General features: G+C 47.7%; 24 protein-coding genes. 2 read left to right on the top strand and 22 right to left on the bottom strand.

Going from position 1 to position 25919, the window contains the following annotated elements:
- Positions 1–115: 115 nt before the first annotated feature.
- Positions 116–523 carry a WW domain-containing protein gene (locus tag EJV45_RS14040; protein WP_129716427.1) on the top strand — a complete coding sequence of 136 codons (408 nt, stop codon included), beginning with the start codon at positions 116–118 and terminating at the stop codon, positions 521–523.
- A gap of 75 nt (positions 524–598) precedes the next feature.
- Here the strand turns inward: EJV45_RS14040 and EJV45_RS14035 are convergent, their stop codons facing one another.
- The 19 genes from EJV45_RS14035 to hemA all read right to left on the bottom strand — a co-directional run bounded on the left by EJV45_RS14035 (position 599) and on the right by hemA (position 21138).
- Entirely contained in the window at positions 599–1591 is a 993-nt protein-coding gene (locus EJV45_RS14035) for an ABC transporter ATP-binding protein (protein WP_129716425.1), read from the bottom strand.
- A 125-nt stretch (positions 1592–1716) separates the two neighbouring features.
- Positions 1717–2475, bottom strand: coding sequence for an outer membrane beta-barrel protein (locus EJV45_RS14030; RefSeq protein ID WP_129716423.1), 759 nt, complete (start codon positions 2473–2475; stop codon positions 1717–1719).
- A 19-nt stretch (positions 2476–2494) separates the two neighbouring features.
- A complete protein-coding gene (locus EJV45_RS14025) occupies positions 2495–3244 on the bottom strand; it encodes a hypothetical protein (RefSeq protein WP_129716421.1) in 750 nt (249 codons plus the stop codon).
- Positions 3234–3803, bottom strand: coding sequence for an RNA polymerase sigma factor (locus EJV45_RS14020; protein ID WP_129716419.1), 570 nt, complete (start codon positions 3801–3803; stop codon positions 3234–3236). Before EJV45_RS14020 ends, EJV45_RS14025 begins: the two co-directional genes overlap by 11 nt.
- 64 nt (positions 3804–3867) lie before the next feature.
- A complete protein-coding gene (locus EJV45_RS14015) occupies positions 3868–5010 on the bottom strand; it encodes a hypothetical protein (protein ID WP_129716417.1) in 1143 nt (380 codons plus the stop codon).
- A 315-nt stretch (positions 5011–5325) separates the two neighbouring features.
- Entirely contained in the window at positions 5326–5646 is a 321-nt protein-coding gene (locus EJV45_RS14010; RefSeq protein WP_129716415.1) for a hypothetical protein, read from the bottom strand.
- A 128-nt stretch (positions 5647–5774) separates the two neighbouring features.
- Positions 5775–6083, bottom strand: a complete 309-nt coding sequence (locus EJV45_RS14005) for a hypothetical protein (RefSeq protein ID WP_129716413.1) — start codon at positions 6081–6083, stop codon at positions 5775–5777.
- 27 nt (positions 6084–6110) lie between these two features.
- Positions 6111–6527, bottom strand: coding sequence for a hypothetical protein (locus tag EJV45_RS14000; RefSeq protein WP_129716411.1), 417 nt, complete (start codon positions 6525–6527; stop codon positions 6111–6113).
- Positions 6528–6689: 162 nt separating this feature from the next.
- On the bottom strand, positions 6690–7010 hold the full coding sequence (locus tag EJV45_RS13995; protein WP_129716409.1) for a hypothetical protein: 321 nt from the start codon (positions 7008–7010) through the stop codon (positions 6690–6692).
- Position 7011: 1 nt separating this feature from the next.
- Positions 7012–11457 carry an RHS repeat-associated core domain-containing protein gene (locus tag EJV45_RS13990; protein WP_129716406.1) on the bottom strand — a complete coding sequence of 1482 codons (4446 nt, stop codon included), beginning with the start codon at positions 11455–11457 and terminating at the stop codon, positions 7012–7014.
- A 534-nt stretch (positions 11458–11991) separates the two neighbouring features.
- Positions 11992–12537, bottom strand: coding sequence for a CopD family protein (locus EJV45_RS13985; RefSeq protein ID WP_129716404.1), 546 nt, complete (start codon positions 12535–12537; stop codon positions 11992–11994).
- Between the two features lie 2 nt (positions 12538–12539).
- A complete protein-coding gene (gene hemE / locus EJV45_RS13980) occupies positions 12540–13565 on the bottom strand; it encodes a uroporphyrinogen decarboxylase (protein ID WP_129716402.1) in 1026 nt (341 codons plus the stop codon).
- Positions 13566–13573: 8 nt separating this feature from the next.
- Positions 13574–14125 carry a hypothetical protein gene (locus EJV45_RS13975; protein WP_129716400.1) on the bottom strand — a complete coding sequence of 184 codons (552 nt, stop codon included), beginning with the start codon at positions 14123–14125 and terminating at the stop codon, positions 13574–13576.
- Positions 14125–14829: a response regulator transcription factor gene (locus tag EJV45_RS13970; RefSeq protein WP_107214583.1), complete on the bottom strand. Its 705-nt coding sequence runs from the start codon at positions 14827–14829 to the stop codon at positions 14125–14127. The genes EJV45_RS13975 and EJV45_RS13970 overlap by 1 nt, the downstream gene beginning before the upstream one ends.
- A gap of 7 nt (positions 14830–14836) precedes the next feature.
- Positions 14837–15703, bottom strand: a complete 867-nt coding sequence (locus tag EJV45_RS13965) for a sensor histidine kinase KdpD (protein ID WP_129716398.1) — start codon at positions 15701–15703, stop codon at positions 14837–14839.
- A gap of 32 nt (positions 15704–15735) precedes the next feature.
- Positions 15736–17109: a glutamate-1-semialdehyde 2,1-aminomutase gene (hemL, locus tag EJV45_RS13960; protein ID WP_129716396.1), complete on the bottom strand. Its 1374-nt coding sequence runs from the start codon at positions 17107–17109 to the stop codon at positions 15736–15738.
- A gap of 32 nt (positions 17110–17141) precedes the next feature.
- The gene (hemB, locus tag EJV45_RS13955) at positions 17142–18110 is read right to left on the bottom strand and encodes a porphobilinogen synthase (protein ID WP_129716393.1); all 969 of its coding nucleotides are present in this window, start codon (positions 18108–18110) and stop codon (positions 17142–17144) included.
- Positions 18111–18217: 107 nt separating this feature from the next.
- Positions 18218–19798: a hydroxymethylbilane synthase gene (hemC, locus tag EJV45_RS13950; RefSeq protein ID WP_205942391.1), complete on the bottom strand. Its 1581-nt coding sequence runs from the start codon at positions 19796–19798 to the stop codon at positions 18218–18220.
- Between the two features lie 113 nt (positions 19799–19911).
- Entirely contained in the window at positions 19912–21138 is a 1227-nt protein-coding gene (gene hemA / locus EJV45_RS13945; protein ID WP_129716389.1) for a glutamyl-tRNA reductase, read from the bottom strand.
- A 345-nt stretch (positions 21139–21483) separates the two neighbouring features.
- On the opposite strand from hemA, the gene EJV45_RS13940 reads away from it, so the two are divergent.
- Positions 21484–22311, top strand: coding sequence for a S9 family peptidase (locus tag EJV45_RS13940; RefSeq protein WP_129716388.1), 828 nt, complete (start codon positions 21484–21486; stop codon positions 22309–22311).
- Here the strand turns inward: EJV45_RS13940 and ispG are convergent.
- The 3 genes from ispG to EJV45_RS13925 form a co-directional block, all read right to left on the bottom strand.
- Positions 22308–24263: a (E)-4-hydroxy-3-methylbut-2-enyl-diphosphate synthase gene (gene ispG, locus EJV45_RS13935; RefSeq protein WP_129716386.1), complete on the bottom strand. Its 1956-nt coding sequence runs from the start codon at positions 24261–24263 to the stop codon at positions 22308–22310. The two genes, EJV45_RS13940 and ispG, sit on opposite strands and share 4 nt — an antisense overlap.
- 79 nt (positions 24264–24342) lie before the next feature.
- The gene (locus EJV45_RS13930; protein ID WP_129716384.1) at positions 24343–24948 is read right to left on the bottom strand and encodes an RDD family protein; all 606 of its coding nucleotides are present in this window, start codon (positions 24946–24948) and stop codon (positions 24343–24345) included.
- Between the two features lie 11 nt (positions 24949–24959).
- On the bottom strand, positions 24960–25901 hold the full coding sequence (locus EJV45_RS13925) for a LiaI-LiaF-like domain-containing protein (protein ID WP_129716381.1): 942 nt from the start codon (positions 25899–25901) through the stop codon (positions 24960–24962).
- Positions 25902–25919 lie beyond the last annotated feature (18 nt).

Genomic DNA, 25919 nt, shown 5'->3' with positions numbered 1-25919 from the left:
TAAACTCAACAACTTGTATATCAACAAATTAATCGATATCTGAGTTGTTACATGGTGCTTCATAACTTTGGCAGTATAGTTGTATTCTGTGAAAAAACACACAAATACTATAACCATGAAAAGATTAACATTTTTACTCCTCTGCATCACAACGCTGGGCTTTGTGTCATGCAAAAAAGACGTCATCGCGCCGCAGACCCAGAACTTTACAATTTTTGCCAGCATTCAGCCGACACAATGGCAAACTGCGCAGGATAGCGAAGGCCGTTATTATTATGTAGACATCAACAATCAGGAAATTGAACGTTACGAAGTAGACGGCGTAATTGTCTCTATTGCAAGGTTCAATGATGATGGATACGATGCACTGCCATTTAGTTTCGGTGGTGTTCGTTACAGCTATACGTCGTATCCTGGAAAAGTTCGTATTTATCTTCAAAATCAATACGATCAGAACGTATTGCCGGCAAGGCCTACCGCTGAAATAACCACACGGGTTGTACTGGTTGCATCTGCTGAATAGTAAAGGAAATATGAATAAAAAAGGGGCAGAACCAAATTCGATTCTGCCCCTTTTTTATGACCGGCCGTCAGTTCATTAAAATTCAAGAAAACGTGTTAGCTGTACCTGCACATGCTCATGTTTCTTATGTGCAGTGCTGTTAAGTTGGAGCGCGCGGATTTCAACTCCATTCCTTTCCAATACCAGTTCTTCGTAAAAGCCTTTGTAAAAAATTTCTTTTACTTCGAACCGGCGGCTGTTCCATCCGCCGTTAAGGCTGGCCCATTCGGGGTATATAACGACATGTTCTTTCCCCGTTTTGATCCCTATAGCATCAGCCTCGCTGCGGTTTAAGACAATCGCATTACCGAGCAATTTCGCTGTGTAGATATTCTGAGGATGTTCATAGACGTTTCTGGGTGTACCGGTTTGCTGCAGCTTACCTGCGCGAAGAATCAACAGCTGATCTGCCAGAAAAAGTCCGTCTGCCGGATCATGCGAAACCAGGATCACTGTTACACCCGTTTCTGCAACCAAGTTTTTTATATCTGCGCGAAGCTGATTTTTAAGCAGGGAATCTACCTGGCTAAACGGTTCATCAAGAAGAAGAACCCGGGTATCGCTCACCAGGGCACGGGCAATCGCAACGCGCTGTTGCTCCCCGCCGCTCAGCTCTACAATTTTTTTGTTGCGTAAATGAGCAATACGTAACTGTTCCATCATGGCCAGGGTTTTACTTTCCTTGAGCCTGACATTGGTATTGGAAAGTTGTGAGGCTATGTTGTCATAAACTTTGGCATAAATATTCAACGAGAAATCCTGCGTTACCATTTTCATCTGCGGGTGTCCCGGCACTAGTTGTTCATCCGGTCCCTTCACCTTTTTGCCTTCAAAAAGAATGGTTCCGCTGTCTGGCTTTAACAAACCGTAAATGCTTTTTAACAGTGTTGATTTACCACTGCCGCTTTCGCCGATAATGGCAAATATCTGGCCGGATGATATATCGAAAGACAGATCAGATATGCCCGAAGCCTGACCTGGAAGGTATTGTTTATTCAGCTTATCAACGCTGATTAGGGTTGTGCTCACCCGGTAAAGATAAATAAAAAGGCTGCGACAAGCGAAGGGAACAGGCGAGGTGTCTTTCAGCCTAATAAAAAATCCCGCACCTTCTGGGGTGCGGGACCGGTTGATTTGTGTGTAGTTGTGTTTCTTTAAATTCCGCCGAACGAGATACCGAAGGCAACGTTACTCAGCCCTGCAGGACCCTGATTTTTAGCAAAGACATCATTCAGGTAATATTTTCCATACAGGTTAAAGCCGCTGTAACCAACCCTGAATGTTAAACCGTAACGAAAGGGTTCCAGGTTATATGTGTCTTTGATCTTCACTTTTCCGGCTTCATCACTGATCTGTTTGGTTTTTCCCCAGATCAGTACGCCGACTTCGCCGCCACCGGCCAGTTCAAAACTGGAATCCTTAACCGGCCTTACTGCAAGCAATAATGGAATTCTCAGATAGGTAGAACGAAGCAGGTTTTTATCAAAATTTCTGTTCTCATCGATTGTATAGGTCAGAACATCCTGATCAGGTTGCAAGGTGATTGCCTTGCGGAAATGGTAAGTATTATAGTCCAGACCCAGGGCAGTTTTTAAGCGGACAGCATGATTTTTTGCCAGGTCTACACGAGCCGTGATCAGGTTGAAACCAAAGTTAGGACCGCGTTCGAGCGCAAGATCTTTCACCTGCTGCGGGTTAGCGGCAATGCCCTGGTCGATAAACCTGTTCCAGCCAAAGTCAAAGCCGAGTCCGATACCGAAATATGCCCGGTCACTTTTTGACTTAACGCCTACCTCTTTTATTTTGATGGTTGCTTTTTTGCGACCTGTCGTATCTGTCTGTACCGAATCTGTCTGCGCGAAGGTGCTGATCGAAAAACCTGTTAACAATGCAGCGAGAACTATCCTTTTCATGTTATGTGTGTGTTGAGTGTTAGTTTATTTCTTTGTCTATTTTCACGAAACCGAGGTCGATGCTCATGGTTCCATTCTTTTCTGTAATGATATTTTTTGTCGTTTTGTCAAACTTTTCTTTCACCTTTCCGACGAAAGCGAACAAACCTTTTTCTCTTCTTGCGCCACGCTCTTTCGGTTCATTTTCATCTGCCCTGTCTGCTGCAGCCTCAGGGAACGCCGGTTTTGTGCGAAAGCCATCGTTGCCTGATTGCGGCTGCTCTACCCTGGCGATAACCGTTTCCGGTTGCGAAATCTGACCCGTCACATCTGTGTTGTTTTCTCTCCGCGTATCTGTTGCGGCTATCATCGTTTCAGGTTGCGCATGCTGCTCCTTTGGCTGCGCGGCTTCTTCCGGTTGCCTTTCTGTAGGTTTACGTTCCTCAGTAACAATAGACTTTTCAGGTTGGACTGCCGGCGTTTCTTTTACCAGGTCCCGTGAAACTTGCTGCTGAGTTGCTGTCTGTTCAGAAGCATCCTGGACTGCCTGCGGCTTAATACGCTGTGGCTTGTTGTGCGCTGTAAGCTGCACCTTTTCTTCCGGCCTGAAGAGGAAAGCGATGCCAACACCAAGCAACACAACCGCAGCGGCGCTCCAGTAAACTGGTGTCAGTCTTCTTTTTTTAGGCTCCAGTTCCTGGCTGATTCCGGCCCAAAGATCCTTCTTCGGCTCGACCGCTGCATTTTCAAAGCGCTCTCTGAATAAGTTATCAAAATCGTTATCCTGCATAGTTTGCATAACCAAATCCCTCCATTCTTATAATTTCTTCCTTTAAAATTGCTCTGGCTCTGGAAAGCTGCGATTTGCTTGCTCCTTCTGAAATACCCAGGGCTTCTCCTATTTCTTTGTGCGAGTAACCTTCGATGACGTACATGTTGAAGACCATCTTATACCCGTCTGCCAGTTTTTGAATGGCTTTCATCAGGTCCTGCATGCCGAGCCGGCTAAAGTCAAAACCGGTAGACGGTTGCTCATATGCTTCGTCTATTTCTACAACCTGAAGCGCCCGCTGGTTTCTCCTGAAGCTTTCAATAGCCGTATGCACCATAACCCTTCTGATCCAGCCTTCAAATGATCCGTCTCCACGAAAGTCATTGATCTTTTTAAAAACCTTTACATACCCCATCTGTAAAACATCTTCGGCTTCCATCTGGTCTTTAGCATAGCGAAGGCAAACGGCCAGCATCTTTGGGGCGGTCAGGCGATAAAGCTGCTCCTGCATTTTGCGGTCGCCGGCTTTACAACCTTCAAGTAAATCATCTATCGTATATCTTCGCGTCAATTTCATTGTGTGTTTGTATAGAGAAGATGACCGGTATCAGGTAATGGTTGCAAGGGGTCGCAAAAAAAATTTATTTTTTTCTTTTAAAGAGTCTGAAGTCCTCCCGGTAGGTCAGGAAAAAAGAGTTTGAAAACTCGATCTGCGAAACTTTCGGACTGCTGAGATCCAGATGTGGCTCCAGCCGCACATCAAGAAACAGCTTCGGCAGGAGTTCCTTTTGATACACGTACCTGAACATCAGCACATCGCGATTTTGCTCGGTATACCCTTCCAGGCCCATGTTCTGGGACACACTCTGATACAGTGGCATACCTTTGACTGACAGGAATTTGTTGCCATGCCAGAAGGATGTGATAAAGGTACCGAACTTTTGCGTCCGCAGACCCGCGTTCAGCCAGAGCCCGAAACCACCATCAAATGCGCGGCGTTTGTCTGGTGAGAAATCTTTATACGCGACCAGGTAATTGTCTGTAAAAACGTCAGCCACAAAACCGGGAGACGTTTTATGCAACCTGAATCCCGCAGCGCCGTTGAACAGCGTTGACAGCGGCACCGATTTTAGCGTGTCGATCTGTCCACCCTGGTGGTAAACCATAAGCTGAAGCGGGAAGCTGAGTTGCACATCATCATTTTTTACAGCAGTTTTTTCGACCGACAATCCTGCGAGGATTTCCTCTTTCACCGGCGATGCCTTGTAAATCATCTTTTGCCACGCGATCCACGCATCAAGGAAAAACTTTTCCCTGTCAATAAGCAGTTGCGTCCCATATTCGATCGGATTTGTAAGCTGGCGTTCAAAGTCATAGAGCGGCTCAATATACCGGTGATGCAGGCCGCCCTCCAGGCTACCAAAGATCAGCGAGGTTGCGGCTTTCTGGTACTTGAGCTGGAAAAGTGGTTTAGCATCGGTTATGCCGTTTGCGCCGAAATCTTTTCGCAGCCAGGCGCCGGCGGATACAACCAGGTTCGGATGCGCCTGGTAGACCAGCCTGGGTTGCAGCTGTGTGCCATACAGCGTATAACCATCCTGAAAGGGGCCGAAGAACTCGTAATTGCGGACGTAATTGAAATTATAGAAGTCGAGACGAAGTGAGCCGGTCTCTGTGCTGTCGGTTTTAATCCGGTTATAAAATGCGCTGTTGTCAAATTGTGCAGCCGCCGGAAGCCAGGAAGCAACCGCTATTAGAAGTAGAGCCCAGGGGCGAAGATTCATGATATTTTTTTATGCCGCTAATTTATGGGTTTTATCTGTCTGCGGGGTTACGTTTTATGCTTCAGCGGCAACATTATTATGCTTTTCATGAAAGCGAAATCTGTGGCAGTCGGTTCCGGCAGCACCGTTTTCCGCTGCAAGTCCTCGCTCATACCTCGCTGCGGGCTTTTCGCTGCAACCGGGTTTAGCGAACTGCAGACCGTGCTGCGATGAAGGTGCATAGAATTTGCAAAAAGAGCAAATCTGTTTCATTAATGCGTTTAATTGCTACTCCAGGCTAGATGATGGAAGGTGCCTGGCCCCAAAAGCATTGCCTCAGGCCTGGAACGAGTTGGCCACAGCAATAATTTCTTCAAGCGCCTTCAACAAGATCGACCACGCCCTGGCTGTCTTCTTTCGGACGGGGTTGTCCCAGTCCATGTTGTAAATAAGCACCACAGTAAATTTCCCTTTGCGGGAGAATGAAGGGTACCAACCAACATCTATAATGAGGTTGTTGTCATATTGAATCTGTAGCATATCCTCTTTCAGATCATCCGTGTCTGCAACGATATCATTTATAACGGCAAGCATGCTTAGGTCATCGAAAACAATTTTACCCCGGGCTGTATTTAATATCGCTTTAATATCGCTCATGCTACTTGTACCTGCCTTATTTCGGCGTTGGTATATATGCTTCAGGAAAAAGTACCGGAAAAAACCGGGTTAGAATCAGGGATCTAATTTTGGTCCTCCGGCTGGATTGTAAGCCAGTCAGCGATTATTTATTGCGCGCGCTCCATATCGGCAGCGTCCGTACCGCAAACCACAACAAGTTCATCCTTCTCATGCTTTTCCTCCCAATGGCTCAGCAGCCGTTCACCCGGAGCAGGATGTTCCTGTACGATCTTTACAAACTTTCCGGTTTTCAGATTTTTTACGGAGTAGATTGGATTGCCATCGCCAAATTCTTCTCCATCGGCAAAACGCGTGTTGTAAAAGGGCATTTGCCAGTCGGCGGCCTTGTGTTTTCCGGCCGCTAAGTGTTCGAAAAACTGCTCCCAAAATGCTACATGGCCAGGTACCTCAGACATAACTTTCAGCTAACTCGGCCCATCATATCAAGTGAGAAGAAGTGATTTGAACAGCGCATGGATCTCCGCCGCAAAAGCCGAATTTTCGACGAAATCTGGCAACACAAGTACAATGTAAGTAACTTCGTTAAAAGCAAGATTGATGTCGTAAGGCTCGAAATCGGCAGCTCCCTCAAGTTCATGAAGCGAGGCGATCGCATCGAGACGTACGACCTTCGCTTCCAAAGAGAAACACCCTTTACCATTAGGATCGGTATTATATCCGTGCTCCAGGTGGTGGTCCAGCATCGCCTGATCGCGATAGAAAAAAAGCACCTCATCAAAGCCTGAATCCGTGTATTCATACTGATATCCTAGCTCGAGGGCGGATTTTTTCATCTTCTCAAAAATGACCGCTGCTGTTTTGTTCGTATAGAAGCCATATAGTTCGCCTGTCCAATTCATAGTTAGTTATAATTCTTGCCCAAACTCAGAAATGTTCTCCGAACCGTTAATTCTAAATGATTTATCGCCTGTTCAGCTGTTGGGTTCCTGATTAAACCGGATTGCCATCCCCGCATTCGGGATTAGGTAAGCCCAAAAGATATTCGGCCCCGAAATGTTGCCTCAGGCCTGGAACGAGTTAGCCACAGCAATAATTTCTTTAAGCGTCTCTAGCAAAGTCGACCATGTCCTGGCCGTCTTCTTTCGGACGGGGTTGTCCCAGTCCATGTTGTAAATAAGCACCACAGTAAATTTCCCTTTGCGGGAGAATGAAGGGTACCAACCAACATCTATAATGAGGTTGTTGTCATATTGAATCTGTAGCATATCCTCTTTAAGATCATCCGAGTCTGCAACGGTATCATTTACAACGTCAAGCATGCTTAGGTCATCGAAAACGATTTTACCCCGGGCTGTATTTAATATCGATTTAATATCGCTCATGTTACTTGTACTTTCCTTTTTTTGTTTTGGCAATTTTTGTAAGCTTTCGGAATTCCGCGTCACTTATCGGATGGCCATGGATGGTATTGGCGCTCATCTCTATACGCATTTTTGTTGCCTCCCGACCCTCGGAGGCCCCAATCACTTCCTCCCCGAAATCAAAGACCTTCCAAGTTTTGCCATTTGTCACCGGTGTCCCTTCATCCCACTTACTTCGCTCAAGTGCTTCAATGTCGGTTCCGGGAAGATACTTTGCCGGGCCAGTTTTTGTCGATTTTACAATAGCGGGCCAATCTGCTTTATTTATCGGCGGACTTACATGTTTGTTGTTATGTGGCGTCCAGTCGAGGTTTTTGGCCGCCATTTGATGCCAGGGCGTTTCTTCCATCCCGAAAATGTCCAGTTGGCGGCAGGTATCCTCCACATGACTATAGAGCTTCACGCCGCCATCAAGTCCGATCGGGTCCTTACTAATATACAACCCGCTCTCCGGGTCATAGTACCTGAAGCGGTTATAATATAGACCCGTTTCCGCATCCTCGTATTGCCCCTGGTACCGGAAAGGGATAAAACCCCTGTCGCCGGTCAATTTACGTACTTTGCCATAAATATCCAGCTCACAACTCCACACCTTGCGTCCGTTCTCGTCATAGGCTTCAGTCGGAGTGCCCAGGTAATCGCTCACAATGGTGTAGCGCCTGCCGTCTTGCAACCTTGCTACCGGCGTATAATTGCTTTGGTCATACAGCCAGGTGATCAGGTTTTCTACCGGCTCTGCCCCGGCTTCTAATTTGCCTGAGGCCGAAACCCCGGCGCCCCGCCGTTCAGCGAGCGCGTACTCCCATTCATGCAGCAATACATTTCCTTCCCAGACAAAACGCCTGATGCGGTTGGCCGAAATCTTCGCTGTACGCCGACCCAGCGCGTCGTATTCGAAACGGATCAACTCACCTTGCGGATTTTTAACTGCCTGCAGCATGCCATTAGCGTCCCAGCTGTAAGACCAGTCGCCTGGCTGCCATCCGGGGTTAGACGGTTCGGAATCGTCCAGACCGCTAACCTGTTGGTCTGTGGCCATTCCGGGCAATACTGTTTTCCAGCTAACCGTGGTGTCAAAGAGCCCGGCCGGCCCCTCTCGTACCGGCTCATTGCGTTTTGCCCCTATCAGCCCGTTGATATTTCGTTTACTTTTCTGGATCAGATTACCGCGCGCATCGTATTGATAGTACCATTGATCGTCTTTCAACAGCTTTCCTCCGGGGCCGTAACGCCTGTCTGTACGGTCTGCACGCCTGTACAGATTGCCGGTTTCGTCTGGGGCCTTGTACTGAACTACTGCATCGTCGCTATAACTGGCCGCAAACAAACTGCCGAATGTATCATACCTGTAATCGGTACGGCTCCCCGTTACATTGTTTAACACTGCCAAGAGCTTGTCGCTCCCAGCCCAGTTGTATTGCCGGTAGGTCTGAAGTGTACCGCCCGCTTCTACACGCTGAAGAGATGGCCTGCCAACCGGATCATACTCCTGAACCTGCCGGACGTTTCCGGAGTTTCGCGCAATTTCCCGCCCAAACTTATCGCGGCTAATTGCCGCCTGCCAGGTGTCCATGCCAGGCAAACTACCAGACATGTCTTTGAGAAAACCGAGCGGATCATATTGATACCGGACCGAAGCGCCCAGCGAAGTGTTTAAGGTTTGCAGGTTTCCGCCGGCATCATACCTGTATCGCACTTTGTGACCATTCTGATCTTCTTCCGTCACCCGTCCAAACGCATCCCGTTTTATGTTGACTGTCGAATTTTCATTTTCTGCCAGTACAAGTAATCCGTTTTTATCATATTGGAAGGCTTCATACGTGCCATCGTCAAAACGCGTGTAGACCAGCCGCCCACCCTGGTCATACGAATGGTAACTGACTGCCCCGTCAGCAAAGCTTTTTTGAACTACCTGTCCATCGGCATTCAGCCTAAAGTGTTCCTCTTGTCCATCAAAGTGAGTTTCTTTGATGACCCGGTCACAGGCATCAAGATCAAACCTGTATGCTTCATTTTTCTCATTGACTACCGCCGACAAATTATCCCAACTATCGTAGGTAAACTTCAGCGCCTGCGTATCCGCGCCGTTTTTACTTTTTCGAACCTGGGTTTTTACCTTGCCCATGGGGGTATAGTTGAGCTGCCATTCTTCCCTGCCGTCTGAGACGAATACGGGCAGATCATAGGCGTCGTAGCGAATTTCCAGGTCCCGGGATCCTTTAACTTGTAGTTTGTTTACACGCCCCAGTTCATCGCGGATCCACTTCGTTTCGCTGCCGCCGTCTGCATCATAGACTTTTAAACGGCCATAGCTATCATATTCCCATCGCTTTCGCAGCCCTTCGCCGCTTTCTGACAACACCACCTGATGAAATGCATTGTACTGCCAGCGTACCTCCACTTCGTGCCCGTCTGTTGCAGCAGCCGGTTTCCTTGTTCCGCCTTTATATGTATAGGTGATCAGTTGACCATCTTTTTGTCGGTGTGTTTCCAGCCTCCCCAGTTCATCATACGTCCAGCTTTCCTTATTGCCTGCAGCATCGGTAAAACTGATCATCCGGCCTGCCTCATCATACGCTGCATGTTCCTGCTCGCCGTCGGGCAGGTGCCAGGTCGTTATATTGCCCATCTGGTCATATTCCCGGCCGCTTACCCGTCCCTCAGGGCTCGACACCATCGTTTGTTCGTTGTAGCGGTTGTATTCATACCAGGTCTCCCCGCCCAGTGCATCTACCTTTTTATACACCTGCTGACTTTCGTCATACCAGTACTGCTCAATCTTGTCTTTGCGGTAGATCACTTCATTGTAGCCCTCCTTCGGGTGATATCTGATCTCGCCCCGCATAAAGCCGCCTTCACCTTCGGTATGGACCACCCGGCCGTGCTCATCATACCTCCAGCTGTACTCCATGCCATTGCGGTTGCGCCGTTTGATAACCCGGTTCTCCTGATCGTAACCGAAACGGAGGCTCTTCCCTGCCCGGTCGTAAACATGTGTCAGGTTTCCCTTTTCATCATACTGGTAACGAACCAGCAGGTCATCGGTATCGCCGTAACAGAAATGCACCGTTTGTATGTACCGACCGTCTGCCGTTGGCTGCACCACCAGTTTTCTTCCTGAATCATCTTCAATCTCCTGCATCATGGCCCGCTTGCCACCCGTGTCATAACGAAAAGTAAGCATGACGCCTTCCTTATAACTGATCCGGCTGATCCGGTAAATGGATCCAAACTCTTCTTCCCGGAATCTCCGGTACTCATACCGGTCAGCACCCAGGGTGATGATCCAGCTCTCCTCATCAGGCCGCTCCTGCCAGAGCCGCTGCTCCCGGTCATAGTGCCTGCCCGATCCGGGCGCGATCACCTGCACAGGCATCACCATATTTTCAGCCGGATGGTTAAAGCCCGCTATACCTGCCTTTTCATCCGGGTAGATGTACAGGTCATAATTGTTGTATACCCCATTGCCCAGCATACCGCTAAACGGCTTATCGCTTCGCCAGGTACTCCTCCATTCCAGTTTCCTGCCACCCTCCAGTTCAAAATCGGTCCATTCAAAAAACATGGCCCCGGTTACAAAGTTGACCGGTTCGAGTCCGAAGTGGCACAGCAGCTTTGACAGCGGATTGTTTTTGCCGAACATATTCTGCAGCATCTGGTTCAGTCCCTTAAGCGCCTTGCCTCCTATTTTGGTCAGGCCCCGCATGATCCCGATGGCTGCAAAACGCATCAGCAGTTCGCCGGGTGTGTATTTGTGGGGGATAAACTCGCCGCCGATCAGCACCGGGTTGCCGGTATTGATCTGCACATACATGCTCAGCAGATCGCTGTAAAAAGCAAAATAAGCCAGCGGATTCTTTTTGATTTTGCCCGGAACGGTAGGCAAAGGCTTTAAGCCCATAGGCGGGCACCAGCAGGTCAGCACCTGTTGTGGTTCTGAACCGCTCATTTCTGCACCCTGGCCAAGCACTGTTTTTGAACCCCAGTACACTTCCCCCTCATGCGGCGAGCCGGGAATGTTAACGATAAAATAAACCGGAATAGAGGTAATGTGCCTGAAAGGAAGCAGCACCCCCATTACAGATGTGGTGGTGGTCGCCTTATGCCGCCCGTGTACAAAGATCGAACCGCCCATGGGGATGCTTTCCGTACCCAGCATGCCCTGCAAAAAGGAAGGTACGGGGATATTGAAGCGCAGGTAATCGACCGGGTCGAAAACAATACCGACAAAGGGATGCGGCAAGGGAAAGGGTATGATGCTGAACGACGGGATAAACGGAAAAACCGTCCAGTGAAAGTCGATGCCCAGCACAATGTCAAAGTGTTTGCTCACGTGCTGAACCGCCGTGTTGTTCATGGCTGGTTTGTTAGCCTTGATCAGCTGAAGGGGGATGATGGGGATGTTCATAAGTGTTCTTGTAGAGGATGATGGAGTAAATGCGTCAGCGAACAACGCAGCATATCAGGATGCGGCGGTAAGGGACCGTCCTGGCTCGCGGGGCTGATACGGAAGACGACTTTTTGCCACAGGGATCATGTGGTGTATTTTTGTCATTTCTACTTTTTTTGCGCAGCTGCGCGATAAAAAAAACCGGTAGCCGGAATGGCTTCCTTAAAATGACCCCCTGAAGATTGATGTGTTACCTGCCGCAGAAACTGCAGCGGCAGTGGTATGACGGTAGCGAAAATCAGCCACAGTCAACACTAAAAACGACGCAGACGAATATTAATTATGCTCAGCTGAAAAATTTCTGTGCTTGAGATCGTGCAACTGTTTATGTCTTGCATCCCTGCGTTCGAAGAGTATACTTTGGTTGATAGCCCTGATGGAAGCGGCAGCCCTGAGGAACGAAGGCTAAAGCGGACAGCAGGACTGCAGAGTGTATAGGGCTTCCTGCCCCTGCGCTTCAGGAAAAAACTAAACTTTTCTAGGGAAACTGGTTTAGATTCCCTTCTTTTTGCGGTAATTCTTATACAATTTGACGGCGGTCATGATGACCATAGAAAAGAGCAGGAGACCAAGCAGACCCCAAACCCAATCGACGGCACTCTTTAGTTTTACTGTGAATACAATGCCGACAAGAAGAATTGTTGCCACTTCATTCCACAGCCGCAGCCTGAATGATGTGAACCTGAAAATATTCTGACGCAGCTGCCGCAGGATGTGCTGGCATTTGAAGTGATACGCCAGAAGCAGCAAGACAAAACCAAGTTTAACATGAAACCAGGGTGTTTGAAGGAGCCCCGGATTCAAAAAGATCATGGTTATGCCGGCAGCAACCGTTAACAGCATGGCGGGCGTAGTGATGATTGACCAGAGCCGGCCTTCAATCTTGATATATTCCCGCTGCAGAATAAGCCGCTCTGCCTCTGGGCAGTCATTTGCTTCGGTGTGATAGATAAACAGTCGAACAATATAAAACAGCCCCGCCATCCAGCTGACGACAAAAATGATGTGAATGGCGAGGACGTAATTGTAGGCGTTCATAGTTAATAGCTGAATTGCCGGACTACTTCAATCGCATATTTCACGTTATCGAAAGGAATGTCTGGCATAATCCCATGGCCAAGGTTAAAGATAAAGCCATTCTCGCCGCGCATACGCTCAAAGAGCTTATGGATATGTTTTTTGATAACAGGCTTATCTGCGTAAAGAATATGCGGGTCAAGATTTCCCTGAACGGCAATGCCCGATGGCAGGGTCTGTTTGATATTCAGAAGATCGGCATTCCAATCAACCGAAATGACATCCGGCCTGGCTTCTGCCATCATGGGCGCAAATACGGAACTTCCCTTGCAAAATGAGATGACGGGAACATCCTTGCGGTTAAGTCCGCTGATGATCTCGGTAATGTAGTGGTGCGAAAACTCGGCATAATCATCCCAGGAAAGCGCCAGGGCCCAGCTGTCAAAAATCTGCAGTGCATTTACGCCGGCTTCGATCTGAAGGTTCAGATATGCGGTAGTAACCTTTGCTATTTTTGCCAGCAGGCGGTGTGCCAGTTCCGGTTCATTGTGAAGCAGCAGCTTCGTTGTTTTGAAATCTTTGGAAGAACCGCCTTCAACGAGGTAACTCATTACGGTGAAGGGCGCGCCTGCAAATCCGATCAGCGGGATACTGCCATTCAGACGCTGTTGAATTACTTTGATGGCATCTGCAACGTATTGCAGCCGGTCATTCACATCTGTTTCCAGGCGGTCTACATCCGCAGCGGTACGCACCGGATTCGCAAACTTTGGTCCGACGCCTTGGGTAAAACTCAGGTCTCCGCCCATTGCCTCGCCCGTTACAAGGATATCAGAAAACAGGATAGCCGCATCTATGCCGAGAAGGTCTACCGGCAGCATGGTTACATCTGCCGCAATTTCAGGCGTTTTACACATCTCAAGAAACGAATATTTGTTCTTGATCTCCCAGTATTGCGGCATGAAACGTCCGGCCTGGCGCATCATCCATACGGGTGGGCGGGGCGTAGGCCTGGAAAAGGCGGCATCTAAAAATAAAGTATTTTGCATATGTATGGTTAATTTTCCTGTCCGGCACCGGGTCCGGTCTGGGAAGGCATTTTTTTTGCCTGCTTGTCTATTTGTTCAATGATGCTTTTGGCACGTTCGGTTACAGCCAGTTCCCTTGCGCGTTTGATATAGGCGGTGACCCGCTCCTTATCTTTCCTGCGAAGCGCCAGGTTGGCAAGGTGGATCAGTACAAAAGCCTTGTCGTTTTTCCCGCCAACAGGAAACCTGCTGGCAATCTGAAAATGTAACTCGGCAGCATCGAAATTTTCCTGCTTTAAGGCAATATTGCCAAGCATGAATTCATAATAGCCCCGGCGGTTTCGGGCCAGCCGGTCGGGATTTTTGGTTTCAGCAAGCAGTGCCGCCGCTCGGGCATGATCACCGTTCTTAAAATATTTTGAGGCCTGAAGTACAGAGCCTTGTTTAAAATGACTCCACAGCACAAAACCCACGAAGAAAGCTCCGAGGGTAGCAAGCTGATACTGTTGATAAAAAAGGCATACCACCGCACTCAGGCCAAAAACGGCCATCAGGGTATACCGCGCACGGGCATTAAACATTACGCGTTTTCGGTGAATTTATAGCCGACGCCCCTGATTGAATGGAAATATATCGGATTCTTCTGATCAGGCTCAAAGTACTTTCTGAAAGTCAGGATAAAATTGTCTATTGTTCTGGTCGATGGATAAACGTCATAATTCCAAACGGTTTCCAGAATCTGCTCGCGCGAAACGGCTTCGTTCTTACGTTCAATAAGCAACTTAAGCAGCATCGTCTCTTTTTTGGTCAGCGGCGTAATTGTGCCATCATCATTTTTAAGTTCGAACGAGTTAAAATAGATGGTTTTGTCACCGATGCGGTACGAATTAAGTTCTTTCAGATCATCAGGCTTCAGGCTGCGTTTAACCAGAATGCCAACGCGCAGGATAAGCTCTTCAAGATTGAAAGGTTTTACGAGGTAGTCGTCTGCACCTTTTTTCAAACCAAGAACACGGTCCTCAGAGGTATTTTTCGCTGTCAGGAACAAAATAGGTACTTCAGTGTTCTCGAGGCGAATCGTTTCGCACACCTGGAAGCCGTCCATTTCCGGCAGCATGACATCAAGAACGATGAGGTTGAAACGTTCTTCCTTAAAAACTTTAAGGGCAGTCTTCCCGTCTTTTACCGCATGTACTTTATAGCCTTCAAGTTCAAGGTTCAGTTTGATGGCATCCAACAGGTGATCTTCGTCTTCAACCAGTAAAATTCTTTGTTTTTGCGACATACGTTGATTAACTAAATGTTACTTCAAAAATGGCACCCTGGGGCGCATTATCTTTTACGATGATATCAGCATCGTGACTTTGAACCACTTCTTTCACAATAAACAAACCCAGGCCGGTCCCTTTTGTTTTCCGCACATTCTCGTTGCCCACGCGGTAAAACTTATCAAATATGAGCATTTTTTCATTATCCGGTATACCGGGTCCTTTGTCTGCCACTTTGAGTATCGTATGGTCATCTTTGCGTGTCAGCTCGACATACACCTCGGCGCAGGGGCCGGAATACTTAACAGCATTTTCAACAAGATTGGTTACCACAGACGACAGCGCAAAACGATCGGCAACAACCGAGATACCACGTTCAATATGCGTTTTAATGATCTGCTCGCAGCCGCATGAGTGAATCTGGAGCCTGTCTGTAATACGCAGTACAAGTTCTGAAAGGTCAAACTCTTCCTTCGGATACGAATACGACCGGTTTTCGATCCTGGTAGCAAGCAACATATTTTCTACCATGTCATCAAGCCGCTCAATATCCTTGAGCGAATTGCCAAGCAGCTCATTTTGTTTCTGTTTGTCCAGATCACGTTTTATAATAGTCTGGAGAGACAGTTTAATCGCGGCAAGGGGCGATTTCAGCTCGTGCGTTACTGAAAGCAGGAAATTCTGCTGCTGTTCATGCATCTTATCTTCTTTCCTGATCGATTTGTGGATGAAGTATCCACCAACGCAAAGAAGAAAAAGAAACACTGCACCTTCGCCCATCAGCATACTCATGCGGTCTGGTTTAAGACGTACAATGACGACACCCCACCAGAACATTTCCATGAGCGCATAGGCCAGCAGCACATAAAATATCAACAGCGATTTTTTCAATTCCGAATCTTTTTGATGCTCAAATGTATCAATTATTTATTGCTGAAAACCACGTCAAGCGCCTCGAAGATAGCACGCTTGGCTTTCTCCAGTTCAATCTTGCTGTGCGCCGCGCTTACAAAACCAACTTCATAACCCGATGGACCAAGATAAACGCCCCGGTTAAGGAGTTCACGGTGCATGATTTTGAACTTATCCATGCTGGCCGCATCAATGTCTGCCGATGTGCGGATATGCTCCTGATCAGTAAAGGCAAACCAAAAAATGGACCCCACGGTGAAGACCTTAAAGCGGTAGTTTCTGGCAGCGGCAAATCGCTGAATGCTGGCTACAAATTCCTGGGCTTTTGAATTCAGATCCTTATAAAATCCTGATCTGGAAAGCTCTGTTAATTGTGCGATGCCTGCGGCCATGGCAACCGGATTCCCTGAAAGCGTTCCTGCCTGATAAACACCGCCGTCCGGAGAGATATGTGACATAATTTCATTTGAAGCGCCATACATCCCTACAGGCAAACCACCGCCAATAATTTTACCGTAAGTCAGAATATCTGGCTTGATATCATAATGTGCGGCAGCACCTTCAAGCCCGATCCTGAAACCTGTAATCACCTCATCAAGAATCAGCAACGCCCCGTTTGCTGTACAGGTTTCGCGCAGAAACTTCATATACTCAGGTTCCTGAAGCAGCAATCCGTTGTTTGCAGGTATACCCTCAATAATTACCGCAGCAACCTGCTCAGGGAACTGGGCAAACGCAGCCGCTACGGCTTCGCGGTCGTTTAAAGGAATAACGATTGTCTCTTCTGCGAATGATTTTGGCACACCTGCAGACGAAGTCTCGCCAAAGGTGACCAGCCCCGATCCCGCTTTAACAAGCAGGGAGTCTGAATGACCATGGTAACAACCATCAAACTTGATGATCTTATCGCGACCGGTAAATCCGCGCGCGAGCCGAATTGCAGACATGACCGCCTCGGTGCCCGAACTTGTGAAGCGGATTTTTTCAATATAGCGGTTATGTTTGAGCAGCAACTCTGCCAGTTCATTTTCAAGCGCTGTAGGCGCGCCGAAACTCATACCATTCTGCATGATTTCGGTAACTTTTTCGCGTATCTTAGGATGATTATGACCAAGAATGAGCGGCCCCCAGCTGCCGCAAAAGTCGATAAACTGGTTGCCATCCGCATCCCATACAAAACAGCCATCCCCTTTCTGGATGAAGAGTGGTGTACCATACACTGACTTAAAAGCACGAACGGGTGAGTTTACTCCCCCCGGAAAATACTTTTTTGCTTTTTCATACAGCTCGGCAGATTTCTCTCTGGAAATATCCGGTTTGCTTCCCTGGTGTACCGGAATATCCGATTCATTTCCGGCAAACATCTTTTTCAATGAGTCTAACATGTATCGTGTTTTTGGCGTGCACCTGTACGGTGCTATAACCAGTTTTGATTCAAAATATCTTTGATATGGTAGGTTGTTATAATGCTGGCACCCGCCCGGGCAAAGGAATGCATAGTTTCCATGACTACCTTTTGTTCGTCGATCCAACCCCGCTCAGCTGCTGCCTTGATCATGGAATACTCACCCGAGACATTGTAAACGGCAAGCGGTAATGAAGCAACCGTTTTCAGACGGGCTAAGATATCCAGATAGGCAAGTCCCGGCTTTACCATCAGTACATCAGCACCTTGTGTTTCGTCAAGAAGCGCTTCGCGAAGCGCCTCGCCGGGGTTCCGGAAATCCATCTGGTATGCCTTGCGGTCGCCTTTGTTCGGCGCGCAGTCTGCGGCTTCACGGAATGGTCCGTAATAAGATGAAGCAAATTTTGTAGCGTGAGACATGATCGCCGTGTTCACATATCCCTTTTCATCAAGGGTTTTTCTGATGGCTTCCACACGGCCGTCCATCATATCTGAGGGGGCCAGCATGTCCGCGCCGGCCTCAGCATGAACAGCGGCCATTTTTGAAACCAGTTCTACTGTCAGATCGTTGTGCACATAGTCATCGTGCATAATGCCGCAGTGACCATGGCTGGTATACGAGCACACACAAACGTCTGTTACAATATAAAGATCGTCAGCAAATTGCTTTTTCAAAAGTCTTACGGCTTCAGGGACCAGCGAGTCGGGATCGTATGCCGACCGCGCATCCTCACTTTTCTCATCGCCCACACCAAAAAGCATGATTTTGTTGAGACCTTTCTCCAGTCCTTTTTCCACATCGGCGACAAGGGTATCGGCTGAGAAATGACTGACACCCGGCATTGCATCGATATTGCGGATCACGTTCTTTCCCGGAACAACGAAGTAAGGATACACGAACATATCCTTTGACAACCTTGTTTCAGCAATCATTTCCCTTACAAGGGGATTTTTTCTCAATCTTCGCGGCCGGTGTAACATATAACTGTGTGTTGTTTATGGGTGCAAATATCCGCATACCCTCACGAAAAATACAGGGTTTGCATCATGGCCATGTCAAGCTTTAATCACGGCACAATCAAATTGTGTTATCTGATTTCCATGCCAAACACGGCTTCCGCAAGACCAATTTCATCAGGCGCATACGGCAGTGTATAGGCAACGCCCATCTCATCAAACTTCCGTCCGGTGGAGTTACCGATGGCGATGACCTGCTGGCCTGGTTCGAGCAGGTTATCGGCAAAATACGCATCGACGTTTGAGGGGCTTGTGAAAATAAGCACGTCGGCTGATGAACCATCGATGTTTTCTTCGATCACGGTTTCGTATATCGGCAGGTCAATTACCTTTGTTTCAGCAGACAACGATTTCTGGATTGTTTGAAGAGAGTCAGCTGCCCGCGGAAATAAAACGGTCTCACCGGCAACAAGAGCTGCAAAATCTGCGGCCACTTCCGCAATATCGCCGCTTTCACCTACAAAATCGGCGAAATGTCCAAACTTCCGCAGTGCATCTTCAGATCCGTGGCCGACAACACCGAATTTTATCCTTTTCGAAAGCTGTGGATTCAGTTTGAAAAAGTATTCGACGCCGTTACGGCTGCTGAAGAATATCCAGTCTATGTTTTTCAGATAAAAAGGATCAAGAATGTTTACGATAGGAAAAGTCCGGATGAGCGATCGTCCTTCTATTTCAATACCATTCTGGGTTAGCGCCCGCCTGAAGTAACTGTACTCGCCGATTTCGCGCGAGATAAAAACTTTCGACGGTCTCTTTTTCTCTTTGTTGAACGCACTAACGATTTTTTCAGCCAGTCCGGCGCTGTCGTTCGCACGAAGAAATAAGCGGTTCGGAAAGTCCTCTGCTGTATCGGCCATTGCGGTCCAGACCTCAAAACCATCCGCCTCTTTTTTACAATAGCACCCCAGCGGCATATGGCAGCCGCCTTCAAATAAATTCAGCACTTTGCGCTCCACACCAACTTCTTCGGCTGTACGGGGGTTGTTTAAAGGCTGCAGCGCCTGGTAGAGTTCGGTGTCTGATTCGCGGATCTGGATACCAAGTGCGCCCTGGGCGGGAGCCGAGATCAGTTCTGTTGTCTGGAGCTCTTCAACATGAAGGTCACTCAGATCAAGCCCCAGCCGCTTTACTCCTGCTTTGGCCAGCAGAATCGCATCGTAGTCTTCATTGCGCAGCTTGCCGATACGCGTTGGGACATTACCGCGCAAATCTTCAATCTCCAGGTCGGGCCGTAACCCAAGCAGCTGCGATTTACGCCGGTTTGATGATGTACCCACCATAGCACCCTTTTTAAGCGAAAGTTTCTGGGAAACATCTACACAATCTTTCAGGATCAGCAGATATTCGGTAGCCTCTTCACGTTGGGGAATTGCCGCAATAGTTAAGCCCGGCGGGTTAACAGTGGGAAGATCTTTCAGCGAATGTACCGCTATATCGATACTGCCCGCCATCAGTTCATCTTCCAGCTCTTTTGTGAAAAAGCCTTTTCCTTCAAGTTTATCAAGCCGAAGATTCAGAATTTTATCTCCCTGGGTTTTGATGATTTTGATTTCTGCTTCCAGGCCAATGCCTGCAAGTTCGCTCATGATGTGATTGGCCTGCCATAAAGCAAGGTCACTTCCCCGGGTTCCGATGATCAGTTTCTTCACTATGATAAAAATTTCTCAAATTTATAGGAATACGATAAAAAAACAGAATTAATCTGTGTTCAAACGCCAAAATACGGCACGTTTTCCAGAAAATGTTTTATGATTTGATGTAACTAGGCGTTCTTGACAAGGATCTCTTTTGCCATCACCATGGGTACACTGATGTATTTTTTTTCCATGTAACACATCACCTTTTCGAGCAGCTCGCGCGATGACTCGTCAAGCTGATTGATCTCGTCAGCAAATACGCCGTTAATAGCAGTTTGTTTGATCTCTTTGATCTTAATAGGCACCTGACGCATGGCCAGTTCAATTCTGCGCTGTTTCAGAACCTTTTCGAACTCTTCGGTATTCTGAGCAATGATCTGCTCGGCGTGCACCAGTTCGGTATAACGTTCCTGGATGTTCTTCCGGGCAATCTCTTTCAATGACTCAACCTCGATATAATGGATCGGGAAATCATGTACTACTTCCGGTGCCGTATCATTTGGAATCGCGAGATCGACAATGACCTTTTTCCCGGTGTCTCCATTCAGCAGTTTACTATATAATCCCTTGGTCAGAATCGGCTCGGTTGCCCCGGTACAGGTAATTATTACATCAAATCCCTCTGTATAATGCTCAAGTTCGTCAAGTGTAAATGCCTTGCCGTTAAGCTCTGTCGCCAGTGCTTCCGCCTTAGAGAAAGTACGATTGAATATAGAAAAATTGGAAAATTTATGCTTGTTAAGATATTTGGCAATATTCTGGTTCGTTTCTCCCGCACCGATCATCAGAATGCGTGAATTACCGCACATCTGGAGTTCACGAAGTTTACGGTAAGCCAGTGAAACCACAGATACGGGGTTTTTTGAAATATTGGTGTGGGTATAAACCTCTTTCGCGGTTTTGACCACCCGGTCCATAATCAGACGCATGTGATCACCGGTGAAGCCCGCATCCCGGCAGTTCTCATAAGCCCGCCTCACCTGTGCAAGAATCTCTTTTTCACCAACAATCAAACTTTCCAGCGAACAGGACGTTCTCAGTAAGTGATTAAACGCGTCTTCGTTCTCATACAGGGTCAGGGTGTCTAAGAACCGCTCCATAAATTCAGGAGCCAGCCCCATGTCAAGTACCTGCATAAATTTGGCAATAAAGGCCTTGTCGGTGCGTTCTTTTGTTAAAAACACAAATTCGACGCGGTTACAGGTACCGATGTAGAATATTTCGCTGATGTTAAGTTGAGACTGGATATTTTTTAGCCTGCCTTCTAAGTTCTCATCACAAATGACCAGTTTCCCCAGAGACTTCAAGTCGATGTGATGATGCGTGAAAGCTATTACTTTTAAAAATTCCAAGTTGGTTCCCGTCTTTACTTATAACGGGTACAAAAGTAATACAGCCGTTATATTCTCGTGTCATTGAGCTGTAATTTGCCTTAATTTAGAAAGATTATAAATAAATTAACAATGATTTATATCCTTCATTTGCACCCATTGAAAACACCGTTTTTTAGTTTCCCGAGCTGCTTTCGCCATCTGGAAGGTGGTTTCACACAGCCTATATTGAGGTCTATATCAATGAACTTCAATGACTTTTATCGCCTCCGGTGCATACAGAGCTAATTATGAACCGGCAACGCAATAGTCCTGGCAGCCCACCTTTTACACACCTGCATACATTTAAACCTAAAAATTCAACATATGATCGTACAACATGATTTTAGCCTGATTGGCGCAGATGGAAAATTGATTACCGGCGATGTAACATTTGAAGAGAAGAATGTACAGCAGCCAGTGGTTCTTTTTGTACACGGGTTTAAAGGGTTCAAGGACTGGGGAGCCCATAACCTGGTAGCGCGGCAGTTTGCAGCCAGTGGCTTCAGGTATGTCAAGTTTAATTTTTCACACAATGGCGTCACTGCAGAACAGCCTGATGACGTGACTGACCTTGAGGTGTTTGCTTCGAATACGGTTTCAAAGGAGCTTTTTGACCTTAAAAAAGTGATCGATTTTATCCTCGAATCTTATAGTCCGGATAACAGCCTGCATCTGCTTGGTCACAGCCGCGGCGGCGGGCTAAGCATTATTCAGGCAGCGACAGATACCCGCGTCAAAAAGCTGATCACCTTAAGTGCAATAGACAATTTTAAAAGTCTCTGGAAACCTGAGCAGGAAGAGGAATGGAACAGGACCGGCCGCATTTATGTAAAGAATGCACGTACGGGCGAAGACATGCCTGTTGATAAGACCCTGCTCGACGATCTGAATGAAAACGCCGCCGGGTTAGACATTTTGTCTGCCGCCAAAAAAATCAATATCCCCTGGCTGATTGTTCAGGGCGATGAGGATGTAAATGTACCCTTTGAAGTGGCACAGCGCCTGGCCGATGCGCAGCCTAACAGCCGTCTGCTTAAAATTGAAAAAGCAAATCACGTATTCGGCGCCACGCATCCGCATCGCAGCGATACCATACCTGCACAGCTGCTGAAGGTTGTGGAAAGAAGCACAGCTTTTTTAACCACAGATTAGACAGCCCGCTCTACCCAGTTGCCATCTTCGCGTATCAGCTCAATCAACTCATCGAGGGCAAATGCAGAGCGTACATTCTTTTTTACAACCTCCCTGCCGCGATACAGGGTAATCTTATCAGGGCCGGTGCCGACATATCCATAGTCTGCATCGGCCATTTCGCCTGGTCCGTTTACAATGCAGCCCATGATACCAATTTTGATACCTTTCAGATGATCGGTTTTTGCCCGTATCATCTGGGTGGTCTCCTGCAAATCGAACAAGGTACGGCCACAGCTTGGACAGGAGATGTATTCAGTTTTGCTGATCCGGGTGCGGGTTGCCTGCAGAATACCGAATGAGGTTGAATTAACCGGGGCAAGCTCAGCCGCCGGAGCTTCAATCCATATCCCGTCTCCGAAACCATCGGTGAGCAAAGCACCAAGATCTGTTGCTGCATCAAGCATCAGGCTGCTGCTGTCAGTCTCAGGATATACGCGCTTTATAATGACGGGCACATGCGAGCCCGACCGATTCAATAGTTCGAAAAAGCCGCGCTGATCATACATTGATCCTTCGGTGGTTTCCAGCACCACTACAGTGGTATGATCGATCTCGGGCAGTTGCCCCGGTAACATGGCTGAAGCATCTACAGACAAAAGATTCAGTTGCGTGTCGCGCGGAGCCGCCGTCATGTATGTCTCGACTGTAAAAAGCGGATGGCAATTCATCTGATCGGCCAGCGCCACCCAGGTCTCATAGTCATAGATCTGTTTGAGCCCGCCGGGAAAAGAAAAGGATGGCAGCGATGCACCTAAATAGACCAGGTCGCAGGCCTGGTCGCTCAGGTTATATTTATCAAGCACGGCACTATACTGGTAACCGCAGCCATTCAGTACAAAGGGATCTTTAAGGTTCTGTTTTGAAATATCCAGCATGACCACTGGGTGTTGATGCCCGCCGATGCCGGCAACCGGTTGAGTAACGCGCCGCTGGTAGGCATAAGGGCTGTAACTTACCGGCGAGGTATTCAGGTACGCGGCATAGGCAGAAGGCCTGCGTTCACGGTTCACATAGCGGGCAGCCAGATCCCGGGCAACAGGCGCTTCAAACTCCGGATCTTCGGTTAACGAGACGCGAATGGTATCACCAAGCCCATCTTCAAGCAGCGTGCCGATGCCAACAGCAGATTTGATTCGGCCATCTTCGCCATCTCCCGCTTCCGTTACCCCTAGATGCAGCGGATAATTCATGCCTTCCTTAACCATGCTTTCAACCAGCAGGCGATAAGCCTGAACCATGACCTGCGTGTTGCTGGCTTTCATTGAAATGACGAGGTTATAGAATTGCTGTGCTTCGCACATGCGGATAAATTCCATAGCAGACTCGACCATACCCCGCGGCGTGTCGCCATAGTGGCTCATAATCCGGTCTGAAAGCGAACCATGGTTTGTTCCGATCCGCATGGCCGTTCCATATTCTTTACAGATCTTAACTAACGGAGTGAACTTTTGGTAAATACGGTCCAGTTCTGCCTGATAAGCAGCCGTGGTATAGTCTATATTTTCAAATTTCTTTTTATCAGCATAATTGCCGGGGTTAACGCGAACCTTCTCGACGATACGTGCCGCAGACTCTGCCGCATTTGGTGTAAAATGAATATCGGCCACAAGTGGCACCGTATATCCCCGCGCGCGCAGTTCCTTTTTGATCTGTGCCAGGTTTCCAGCTTCCTTTACACTTGGCGCGGTGATTCTGACAATCTCACATCCTGATTCAACCATCCGGATGGTCTGCTCGACCGTGCCGAGGGTATCCATCGTATCTGTTGTCGTCATAGACTGGATCCGGATCGGATTGTTCCCTCCGATACCGATATCGCCTATCATGACTTCACGGGTTATAAAACGTGAGTAATTGCTCAGGTCATTGCAGTAAGCACCTGCTAGCTTATGTATTGCTGCTTGTTCCATTTGGTTGCAAAGATACAGATTGAAATCGGAGATGTCTGGTTCCGGAAAATTTACCGGCCGGTTTGGCGACAGGTCAAATTTAAAGCAGACGGTCTTTGATCACCAGCGTGTTTGCGGCGATATCATGCCAGCATTGGTTTTTCCGGTTAAAGAAACTATACAAATACCCGAAAAAAAGCGGTATAACGGAAAGGACCTTGGCGAAGTTCCGGCCGAGTGCCTGATTGAAGCCGATTGGGCTGCCATCCAGACCGGTCACCTTGATGTTTACAAGTCTCTTCCCGACCGTACCCTGTCCCGGCGATGATTCTGCAAAACTTCCGTAAATCAGTTTGACAATAAAGATAACCGGAAGGGGCGCCAGAAACACGATAAGCCGCTCATCCTTACCAGTGACAAATAAAAAGGAAACGAGCACCAGCATGGTGTAGATAACGAAAATCATAAAATGATCAATAGCGCTGGCCAGTAGCCGTTGATCGAAACCTGCAAAGTACTGGGGAGCGGTTTTTTTGAACTTAAAACCGAGAAGCTCACGCAGTTCTTCCACTGCGTGAGCTTCTTTGAAATCGTCCATACCCTGTTTTCTGACAAAAGTTCCGGGGCTGATCGACATCTGTTTTATTTGTTCCAGGCTGTACGGTCCCTGTGGTTTACCGCCTATGACAACAAGGTAGCCATCCATATTTCTACTGCTTAATAACGGTCTACTTCAAAGTTGCTGAGCCCGCCATCGAAGTTAATGAAAATCTTGTTTGCAGCAGATGCATATCCGGGTGTCTCATAAAGGCCATTGTCCAGTTTGGTAAAACCGGTGAAGTCTTTTGCCGATAAGCCGCCTTTTGCCCTGATCCTGCAGCCTGCAGCTTTCGGGATCTTTATCTTTACGTCGGCTACGCCGGATTTTACGGTTACATCGGCAACGGGAAGCAAGTCTCCGAATTTGATATCAAGAGCCGCCGCACCACCGTTAAAAACGAAGTTGCGCACCTTATGCTGGCTCAGGTCGAAATTAACCTCGCCGGCGCCAACTTTCATATTTACATCCCAAACCGGCTCTTTGTTAATACGGAGCGTTACATCATTCCCTCCATCACTGAAGTTCCATTTCCGGTTTTGCTCTTTCATTCTCAGAGAAACCTCCTGTACGCTGTCGCTCACCTGTTTTTGAAGGGAAAAGTTTCCGGAGCGGTTTTCTACATCTGCGGTAACCAATTCGTCTGTCGATTCTTTAAGGGTGTATGTAGTACCACCGCCTGAAATATTCAGAATAGTTTTACGTGTTGTGCCGGCAGAAAACGGCTCAGAAAAATGTAGCTGTCTTTTTTCGCGGTCGCCAAGTTCAATGTCTATATCTTCCTTGAGCTTACCAGCCCACCAACCACGGTTACGCGGCGTTTCCTGCCCTTTGACAAATACAAAACCAAGCACGATTACTACCACGACCAGTGATATAATTCCGCCGGTTTTTGAGTTGTTGCGGTTAAAGAGCACATTCAAGCCTGCAATGATGAGGAATACAGGCCAGAAGCGCCATACATTGCGCCAGTAAAATTCAATGACGCCAAAGTTTTCGAGCAGGAGTACGCCACCCACAAATAGCAGCAGAATTCCCCAGATTAATTTATCAGTTTTCATTTTAGAAAGCTTTTACTG

The organism is Pedobacter sp. SYP-B3415 (assembly GCF_004138205.1).
GTDB lineage: Bacteria > Bacteroidota > Bacteroidia > Sphingobacteriales > Sphingobacteriaceae > Pedobacter.
The sequence above is the reverse complement of the archived record's forward strand: the minus strand, read 5'-3'. Positions and strand labels throughout refer to the sequence as shown.